The 8,357-nt window shown below is 70.0% G+C and carries 8 protein-coding genes; 6 read left to right on the forward strand and 2 right to left on the reverse strand.

Annotated elements, in window-relative coordinates; genetic code table 11:
* Window positions 1-249: 249 nt before the first annotated feature.
* Both ACH4SE_RS18890 and ACH4SE_RS18895 read right to left on the reverse strand, forming a co-directional pair.
* Window positions 250-477 carry a hypothetical protein gene (locus ACH4SE_RS18890; protein ID WP_398544524.1) on the reverse strand — a complete coding sequence of 76 codons (228 nt, stop codon included), beginning with the start codon at window positions 475-477 and terminating at the stop codon, window positions 250-252.
* Between the two features lie 147 nt (window positions 478-624).
* The gene (locus tag ACH4SE_RS18895; protein ID WP_398544525.1) at window positions 625-1,380 is read right to left on the reverse strand and encodes a 3-keto-5-aminohexanoate cleavage protein; all 756 of its coding nucleotides are present in this window, start codon (window positions 1,378-1,380) and stop codon (window positions 625-627) included.
* Window positions 1,381-1,954: 574 nt separating this feature from the next.
* Between ACH4SE_RS18895 and ACH4SE_RS18900 the strand changes: the two genes are divergently transcribed.
* From ACH4SE_RS18900 to ACH4SE_RS18925, 6 genes are all read left to right on the forward strand, one after another.
* Window positions 1,955-2,578, forward strand: coding sequence for a helix-turn-helix domain-containing protein (locus ACH4SE_RS18900; protein WP_398544526.1), 624 nt, complete (start codon window positions 1,955-1,957; stop codon window positions 2,576-2,578).
* 55 nt (window positions 2,579-2,633) lie between these two features.
* Window positions 2,634-3,989: a pyridoxal phosphate-dependent decarboxylase family protein gene (locus ACH4SE_RS18905; RefSeq protein WP_398544527.1), complete on the forward strand. Its 1,356-nt coding sequence runs from the start codon at window positions 2,634-2,636 to the stop codon at window positions 3,987-3,989.
* Window positions 3,986-4,591: an HAD family hydrolase gene (locus ACH4SE_RS18910; protein ID WP_398544528.1), complete on the forward strand. Its 606-nt coding sequence runs from the start codon at window positions 3,986-3,988 to the stop codon at window positions 4,589-4,591. The genes ACH4SE_RS18905 and ACH4SE_RS18910 overlap by 4 nt, the downstream gene beginning before the upstream one ends.
* 563 nt (window positions 4,592-5,154) lie before the next feature.
* Window positions 5,155-5,676: a cupin domain-containing protein gene (locus tag ACH4SE_RS18915; RefSeq protein ID WP_398544529.1), complete on the forward strand. Its 522-nt coding sequence runs from the start codon at window positions 5,155-5,157 to the stop codon at window positions 5,674-5,676.
* Between the two features lie 14 nt (window positions 5,677-5,690).
* Window positions 5,691-6,548 (forward strand): alpha/beta fold hydrolase, encoded by an 858-nt coding sequence (locus ACH4SE_RS18920; protein WP_398544530.1) that lies wholly within the window; start codon window positions 5,691-5,693, stop codon window positions 6,546-6,548.
* A 281-nt stretch (window positions 6,549-6,829) separates the two neighbouring features.
* A complete protein-coding gene (locus tag ACH4SE_RS18925; RefSeq protein WP_398544531.1) occupies window positions 6,830-8,110 on the forward strand; it encodes a PQQ-binding-like beta-propeller repeat protein in 1,281 nt (426 codons plus the stop codon).
* Window positions 8,111-8,357: the final 247 nt, after the last annotated feature.

Consider the following 8,357-nt stretch of genomic DNA (forward strand, 5'->3'; position numbering starts at 1 on the left):
CCTTGTCTCGTGGAGGGGACCAAGTCTGTCGAGAAGGCAGGGGGTGCTTATCGGCGCAGCTACTCAATTCGTCATGGGTATCGGGCCCTTGGTGCGCAGCGACGGAGTGAGTACGTGACCTCCGAGTCCGTTGCCCGCTCCGTACGGGGCGGGTGGCGACTTCTCCGACGTCCCCTGGGACGTCAGCGCCATCGCCACGACCCTTCGGGAAGCTCTGTCACGGCTCGTCGCCCACCCTGGGCCGCGCCGTCAATCGGGAATCACCAAGCCACGCTCACGCAGTCGCGGAAGGCAGATCTTCAGGCATGCTTCCGCAGAGACGGCGTCGGTGCGAACCAGGAGATCATCCCGAAACGGACCGTCGCTCGCGACGAAGGTCCAGGGCTTCGTCGCATCGCGCATGCGCTCGGCATCGACCTTGAACAACGCTGTCACACCCTGCTCTGCCAGCGACTCCATGATCCGCGCTACGTCCATCGCATCCCCACCCCCTGCCCGCAGTCGAACAGCCAGAAGGCTACCGGGACTCTCACGACCCCGGCTTGACCGCTTGGCACCGTGAGGTGTCTACCGCCTCGCCAGCACCCGAGCCCGAGCAGAAGCACCCGCCAAGGCAGGCTGAGTTCAGTCGTTGTGTGCCCGGATGTCTGACTGCATTGCGAGGGCGGCTCGTACGAGGTCGGCGTTGTTGTCTGCCAGGCGGCCGTCGGGCAGCAGGACGGAGTCCTCGAATCCGACTCGTGTGTCGTGGCCGCGCCGGAAAGCGTCCTCGACGAGGGGCCACGTCCAGTCGTTCATCCCGTGCGTCAGCCGACTACAGTCCGACCCAGCGTCGTCCAGCGCCTCGTTGACGCGCTGTGCCAACTCTTCCGGCGTGCCCTGCAGGAAGTATGGCTCGCCCGGATCGAGCTCGATACTGACCCGCTGCGCCGCGGGAAGGTAGCCGGAGGCAGTCAGCAGGTCAAGCTCACGGGGTGCCCAAAGGCCGACGTCGATGCCGACTCCGGCATCGAGTAGTGCCTGCATCACGTGCTCGAAGCCGTCCTCGCTCAGATTCACGGTCGCGCAGTCCACGCCCTCCCACTCGCGGATCATCGCGACTCGCTCAGTGAGTCGGGGAAGGATCCAGGCGCCGGTGGTCAGCCCGATCTCCACCGGAGTGCCAAGCTCTGCGCAGAGCTCCCGGACGCGAGCGACCACGAGGTTGACCCGGGCCGGAGCCAGGGTCTCAGCTCCCAACTCGTCGCGCACATGGAGGTGCACACCGTCGGCGCCGGCCCGGAAGCACTCGCGCAGATCGGCGAGCAGCTCGTCCAGCGATACAGGCAGCATCGGATGCCTGTCCTTGCCGAAAGGGCCAGCTGGCGTCAGTTGAATCATGGCCGGATTTTAGACGTCGGCTCCGCCCTCCCCGCACATGACCTCATACGAACCTGGTCGGACAAGCTGCTCGTCAGCAAATATGCGCTGCCCCTGTCGCTACAGGCTCGACGGCCGGGCCGGGGCACGGAAGGCGACCGGCGCGGCTTCATCCCGCAGCGTGCCCCACGTGGTGCTGGCCGCTGGCAGGTGGATCTACAGGGCGAACCACCAAGATCCGCGGTCTCGCGGCGCCGGCCCTTGACGACGGCGCAGAGCTGCTGGCCGTCGTGGACGGTGACCTTCACCAGCGGCCCGTCGGCCTTCGGCAAGACGGCCGCCTCTTCCTTCCGACCCTGGTCGTCGCTCATGGCGCCAGGCTGGTTCGATTCCCCGTTCGAATCTACGGTGGGCCGGCCCCCACCCCCGCGCCCGAGCCGCGGCCCGCCGCCTGTCCCGTCTGTCGGCCCGGCCGGTCGCCGCGAGAGGCTGCGGAGAGGGCGGGGCGCCGACGGGCCTGGCGGCCCGGACCATGCGGGCGCTGCCGCGGCGGAACCCTTTCCGATAGTGGAACTCCTTCTCTATAGTGGAGCATATGGGTGACGGCACTACTTTGACCAGCGGGCTGTCCATGTCCGAGCTGGGGGCAAGGATCCGAGGCGAGCGGCGGGCCCGGGGGGTCAGCCTGGAACGGCTGGCCGAAGTCAGCGGTGTGAGCCGGAGCATGGTGTCCGAGGTGGAACGCGGCGCGAAGACACCGAGCGTGCTGGTTCTCGACCGCCTGGCGACCGCGCTGGGCACCTCGATCGCCCGGCTCCTGGACGAACCGGTGCGCCCGGACGCCGTGGTACTCGCCAGGGACCGGCAGCAGGTGGTCCGTGACCCCGCCGGGTGGGAACGACGGATCCTCTCCCCGGTCCTGCCGGACATCGAATTCGAGTTCATGCGCACCACCCTGGAACCGGGCGTGGACGCAGGAGAGTTCTCCCCGCACGCGCCGGGCTCGCACGAGTACGTGGCCGTGGAACAGGGGTCTCTGCGCCTGGTCATCGACGGTGTGACCCACCGTCTCGAGGCCGGGGACGCAGCCTATTTCCCCGGCAACCGCCGACACGCCTTCGCCAACGACTCCACCGACACGTGCGTGTACTACCTGGCCATGGCGCTGGCCCACGCAGCCGGCTCACTCCACCACACACCGGGACGGCACAATGCATGACCTGCGGAAAGCAGCCCGGTCGGCGGCGGACCTCGCAGCCGATCACCTGGCGCGCGTGGCAGGAGGACCGGTATGGCGGCCGGTACCCGAGGCGCACCGCACCTGGCTCACCCAGCAGCCACTGCCCGTCGACGGCCGCCCTCTGGCGGATCTGCTGGACGAGGTGCGCGACCGCATCCTGCCCTATCCGATGGGCAACGGGCATCCTCGGTTCTTCGGCTGGGTCAACTCCCCGCCCTCGCCTGCTGGCGTCCTGACGGCGTCCCTGGCCGCGGCCATGAACCCCAGTTGCGCGGGCGGAGACCACGCCGGTGTTCTGCTGGAACGCACCGCTGTGCGGTGGCTGGCGGAACTGGTGGGATTCCCCCACCGCCCGGGAGCCGGGCTGCTGACCAGCGGCGCTTCCATGGCCACCGTCGTGGCCCTGGCCACCGCCCGCCACCAGGTGCTCCGCGACCAGGGCCACGATGTGCGCGAGACCGGACTGTACGGGCACCGCCCGCTGGCGCTCTACGTGTCCGCCGAGGCCCACAGCTGTCTGCGCAAGGCGGCCGAACTCCTCGGCATGGGCACCCGCCACCTGCGCACCGTCCCGGTCGATGCGGAATTCCGTATGGACACCGGCGAGCTGCGCCGTCTGATCGCGGCCGACCAGCGGGCCGGAGTGCGGCCGTTTCTTGTCGCCGCGAGCGCGGGAACGGTCAATACCGGGGCCGTCGACCCCCTGGACGACATCGCCGCGATCGCCGGTGAGCACGGCCTGTGGTTCCACATCGACGGCGCCTACGGCGCGCTCGGCATCCTCGCCCCGGACGCCGCCCCCCGGTACGCCGGGCTGGAACGGGCGAACTCTCTGGTCCTGGACCCGCACAAGTGGCTCGGCGTCCCCGTCGACGCCGGCTGCGTCCTCTTCCGCGAGCCGGCCGGTGCACGCGACGCTTTCAGCCTGGTCCCGCCCTACCTGCGTGACGAGGACGCCGGGGAGCTCGGCTGGTTCTCCGAGTACGGCCCCGAGCAGACCCGCCCGTTTCGCGCACTGCGCGTGTGGGCTACGATCGCCCACCTCGGACGGGACGGCACCGTTCGCCTCGTGCAGCACACCACGGCACTCGCGCGCACCCTCGCCGCACTGGTCGAAGCGTCGCACGACTTCGAACTCCTCGCCCCGGCCGTCACATCCATCGTCGCATTCCGCCACCACCCGCCGGGCCTCGCCACAGACCGGGTGGAAGCACTGAACAAGGCAATACCGACCGCCCTGCAGCGCCGTGGCCACGCCTTCCTGACCGGCACGCAGCTCGCCGGCGCCGCAACCCTGCGCGCCTGCATACTGCACCCGGAAACCACCGAGGACGACCTCACCCTCCTGCTCGACGAAATCCGGGCCGCCGCGCGCGAGGTCACCGCATGAGCCCCCAGACCCTGGTCCTCGATCTCGGCGGCGTCCTGTTCCACTTCGACCACCCCCATCGCCTTCAACGCATGGCTGACACCTTCGCGCTCCCCGCAGACCGACTGGACGAGCTGCTGTGGCGGTCCGGGTTCGGCGCCGATTGCGACACAGGCACGTACCCATACACGGCGGACATCCGGGACCGTATTCGTGCCGCCACCGGCTTCACCGGCAGCGACGACGATCTCGACACCGCCTGGTGCAGCGCCTTCCGGCCCGACCACGCCTTCCGGCAGATGCTGGAGCGTCACCGCGGCTCCCGGCAATTGGCGCTGTTCACCAACAACGGCCCGCTGGAGCAGGAAGTGCTGCTGCGGTTGTACCCCCTCATGTTCGACTGCTTCGACCACCTGCTGTTCAGCCACCGCCTCGGACACCGAAAGCCCGCTCTCCCCGCCTTCGACGCCGCTGCGAAACAACTGGGCGCGCGCCCGGAAGACATCCTCTTCATCGATGACAGCGTCACCAACACCGACGCAGCACGCGCCGCGGGCTGGACCGCCCTCCACTTCCAGGGCAGAGAGACCCTCGAACAAGCCCTGCGTTCCCGAAGCCGGTGACGCCACGGCACATTGCCAGCAATCCGCGCGGCGACCGGGCGGCGCATTGACCACGACCCACTCACCGCTCAGCAGTACGCCGCTGCGATTGCCCGGGCGCAGGCGCCCGAGGACGGCACGGACCGGCTCGGACACCTCACCCTCTGTCCGCGGCGGCCGCAATCGCCCACCTCGCCGTCGGCGTCCGGCGTGCTTTGGTCCGCTTTCCGCGGGATGTCGCCGGCTGCTCGCGCCGCAGTGTCGTCACCGGCGTCTGGAACGAAGGGCATCACGTATGAAATCCCTGCAGCAGGTCACCTGGTCCTGAGCGCTCTCGCGACCGGGTTGATGGCGGGCCTGTTCGCGGCCTTCGCCTACTCCGTCATGCCGGGCCTGGCGCGCTCCTCGCACCGGCACCGCAGGGGCCTCAGGCCCGTTGGACCAGCGGCCCACACCGGTAGCCCCCGGGGGGTGCGCCGCCTTCGCCGGACCGTCCCCGTCCGCCCGCACTCCCGGTCGACTCACCGCAGGTCCCCGCACCACCCACGCCTCCGCCCGAAGCCCACCGAATCGAGGAGTTCGCCATGTCGCTGATCGTGCCCGGCTACGACGGGTCCGCGATCGTCCGTTCCACCGACACCGAGGTCGTCGGCCGGGCCCCCACCACCGCGCAGCTCCTCGCCGACAGCAGCGCGACCGGCGGCGCGCTGTCCACCCTGCGCATCACGCTCCTCGACGGCGCCGACGGCGCACCACCGCACCGGCACAACAGCTGCACCGAGATGCTCTACCTCCTCGACGGAACCGCGCACATCCTGTCCGCCGACCAAGTGCTGACCGCGAGGACCGGCGACCTCGTCGTCGTCCCACCCGGCCGCCCCCACGCCTTCGCCGCCGCACCCGGCAGCAACGCCGACCTGCTCGTCGTCGTCACACCAGGCGTGGAACGCTTCGGCTACTTCCACCACCTGCAACGCATCGCACTCGGCCAGGCCCCCCCGGAAAGCCTCCTGGAAGTCCAAGAGGCCTACGACACATACTTCCTGCAAAGCACAGAGTGGAACACCGCCCGCCGCGCAGTCCGGCACCGTAGCGTCGTGGCGTGAGCAAGGGGGTTGGGATGCCGAGGACAGAGTTGTCGTGCGGACCGATCGACTACCAGGACACCGGCGGTGAGGGGCCGGTGCTGGTGTTCGGCCACGGGCTGCCGATGAACGAGACCCAGTGGCGCAAGGTGGTCCCGCTGCTGGACGGTTACCGCTGCGTCCTGCCCACGCTGCCCCTGGGCGGTCACCGCCAGCCGATGCACCCGGATGCCGACCTGTCCCAGCGCGGTGTCGCCCGGCTCCTGGGCGAGTTCATCGACAGGCTCGGCCTGGGCCAGGTGACCCTCGTTCTCAATGACTGGGGAGGGGGCCAGTTCCTGGTGTCGGAAGGCCGGCACCAGAACGTCGCGCGCCTGGTACTGGTGGCCTGCGAGGCCTTCGACAACTTTCCCCCAGGGCCGGCCAAGGCCATGGTGCAGCTGTGCAGGATCCCCGGCGGCGTCTGGCTCCTGACGCGCCTCATGCGCATCCCCGCCTTCCGCCACAGCCGGAGCGGATACGGCGGGATGAGCCTGCTCGGGGTCCCCGACGAGATCATGGACGACTGGTTCGCTCCCGCCACCCGCAGCAGGGCCATCCGCAGGGACTTCGCCAAATTCGCCACCGGTGCGCCCGACCGCGGGACCCTGCTCGCCTGGAGCGAGCGGCTGCGTGACTTCGACCGACCGGTACTGGTCGTCTGGGCGACCGAGGACCGATTGATGCCGCGTGAGCACGGCCCCCGCCTGGCCGAACTGTACCCGCAGGGCCGACTGGTCGAGATCGCGGACTCGTCCACCCTCATCCCCGAGGACCAGCCCGAACGACTCGCCCACGTACTCACCGACTTCCTGATCCACACCGGAGCAGAACCGGTCCGACACCCCTCCTGAGCGCAGGAGCGACAGACGGATCCGACAGCCGCTGCCACCCTCCCGTCAACGTCGGTGCTGCGCCGTCCCCGGTGAACATCGACGCCTTCGCCATCCGCTTCGCCTCCCCGGGGACTGCCGGACGGCTTCCCGCGCATCCTCGGAAGCCGTCCGGGTTCCGCCGCCGCGGCGCAGCCAACCACCAGTTCATGGCGCGATCCTCTGCTGGAGTACCAGGCGAATGCGTGGCGAGGACAACGACATTAGGATGCCGCGGAGTTACCCAAATGGAGGAGATCACTGTGCGAGCCACGCACCAGCACGTCACGCATCTGGCTCTCGTGGCCGTGCTGCTCGGCTTGGCGGGCTGTTCCGACGGCGCCTCCGGGACGGACGCGAACGCCGGGGCCCCGGGTGCGGCCTCCGGCGCCGAACCTCCGGCCGCGGCGAAGGCGAAGGCTTTCGATCCTCCGGCAAGGTTCGGCAAACAGCTCGCGCTGCCCGTGGACGAGGACGTCAAAGCCTGGGGGTTCGCCCTGCTCGGCCCCGTGCTGTACCACCGGACCTCCAAGGCCCTCGACGCCTACGACACCCACTCCGGGCGGAAGCTGTGGTCGTCCGACCTGGGCCGCAAGGACTGGTACACCGGCAAGGAGGGCGAGCCGAGCGACGACCAGACCATCCCCCCGGTCTTCGCCCAGCAGGACGGGCATACGGCGGTCCTCTTCGCGTATGCCGACTACACGAAGGGCTCGGGCACCGAGCGCGACCGGACCGACGTCTACCTGCGTTCCGTCGACGCGGACAGCGGCAAGGTGTCCTGGACGGTCCGGCTGCCGGCACCGAACGGGGCGACCGTCGGCGACCTGGAGCCCGCGGTGATCGGTGCCGAGGACGGAACCGCGGCTGTCAGGGTCCTCACCAGCACCGAAGATTCCGGCAGCGGCGGCCAGAGCGCCACCACCTACGGAATCGACCTCAAGACCCGTCAAGTGACCTGGCAAAAGGACGGCTTCGCCGGCGACGCACTGGACGACGGCGTCGTCATCGGTGCTCAGCTCGGCGACGACGCGACCTTCCAGGCCCTGGACGGCTGGCACACCAACGACGATGACCTCGCCCTCGCGGGCCTGGCCCTCACGGACGGCTCCCCGCTCTGGAAGCAGGACGGCCGTTCCGGCGTGGAGGTCGAGCAGGTGGGCGGCGGCTTCTTCGTCGCGGGCTCGCTGCGCGACAGCCGCACGGGCCGGCCCGTCCCCAGCGGGCCGAACGGCACCTTCCTCCACTGCTTCAACGACCAGCGGTCCGTGATCGTGTGCGACACCGAGGAGACCGTCCGGGCCATCGACGCCCAGAGCCGCAAGGTGCTCTGGACCATCTCCGAGGACGACCCCTCACGGAAGAAGCCCGAAGTCGTGAACGCCTTCCACGGCGCCGTCTACGCCACCGCCGACGCCGATTGCGTCATCCTCGACGCCCGCACGGGCAAAGACCGCGGCCTCTACGACGGCGCGAGCACGTACATGATCAACGAATACGCCGCGGTGGGCATCGACATGAACGTCTACCCCGCGACCGGATGAGCGGGGCTTCGGTCGATCTGCGGTCGGTGTGCCGGTGCGGTCGGCGGCAACCGGGCACGCCCGTGACCACGTGTGGGCTTCCTCGCCCTCGCCGCCACCCTGTGCTGCTGTAGCAGCCGCAGTTCGCATGCGGACCGGGTCGTCGTGGGGGGGGGGGGGGGGGGGGGCGGGGGGGGGGCGGCGCCCCCCCCCCCCCCCCCCCCCCCCCCCCCCCCCCCCCCCCCCCCCCCCCCCCCCCCCCCCCCGT

Source organism: Streptomyces sp. NPDC020983 (genome assembly GCF_044333485.1).
Lineage (GTDB): Bacteria > Actinomycetota > Actinomycetes > Streptomycetales > Streptomycetaceae > Actinacidiphila.

Bases quoted from the DNA above. Each gene is read 5' to 3' on its own strand.
- ACH4SE_RS18915 (WP_398544529.1), top strand. From the start codon at position 5,155: ATGTCGCTGATCGTGCCCGGCTACGACGGGTCCGCGATCGTCCGTTCC.
- ACH4SE_RS18890 (WP_398544524.1), bottom strand. From the start codon at position 477: ATGGACGTAGCGCGGATCATGGAGTCGCTGGCAGAGCAGGGTGTGACA.
- ACH4SE_RS18920 (WP_398544530.1), top strand. From the start codon at position 5,691: ATGCCGAGGACAGAGTTGTCGTGCGGACCGATCGACTACCAGGACACC.
- ACH4SE_RS18900 (WP_398544526.1), top strand. From the start codon at position 1,955: ATGGGTGACGGCACTACTTTGACCAGCGGGCTGTCCATGTCCGAGCTG.
- ACH4SE_RS18910 (WP_398544528.1), top strand. From the start codon at position 3,986: ATGAGCCCCCAGACCCTGGTCCTCGATCTCGGCGGCGTCCTGTTCCAC.
- ACH4SE_RS18895 (WP_398544525.1), bottom strand. From the start codon at position 1,380: ATGATTCAACTGACGCCAGCTGGCCCTTTCGGCAAGGACAGGCATCCG.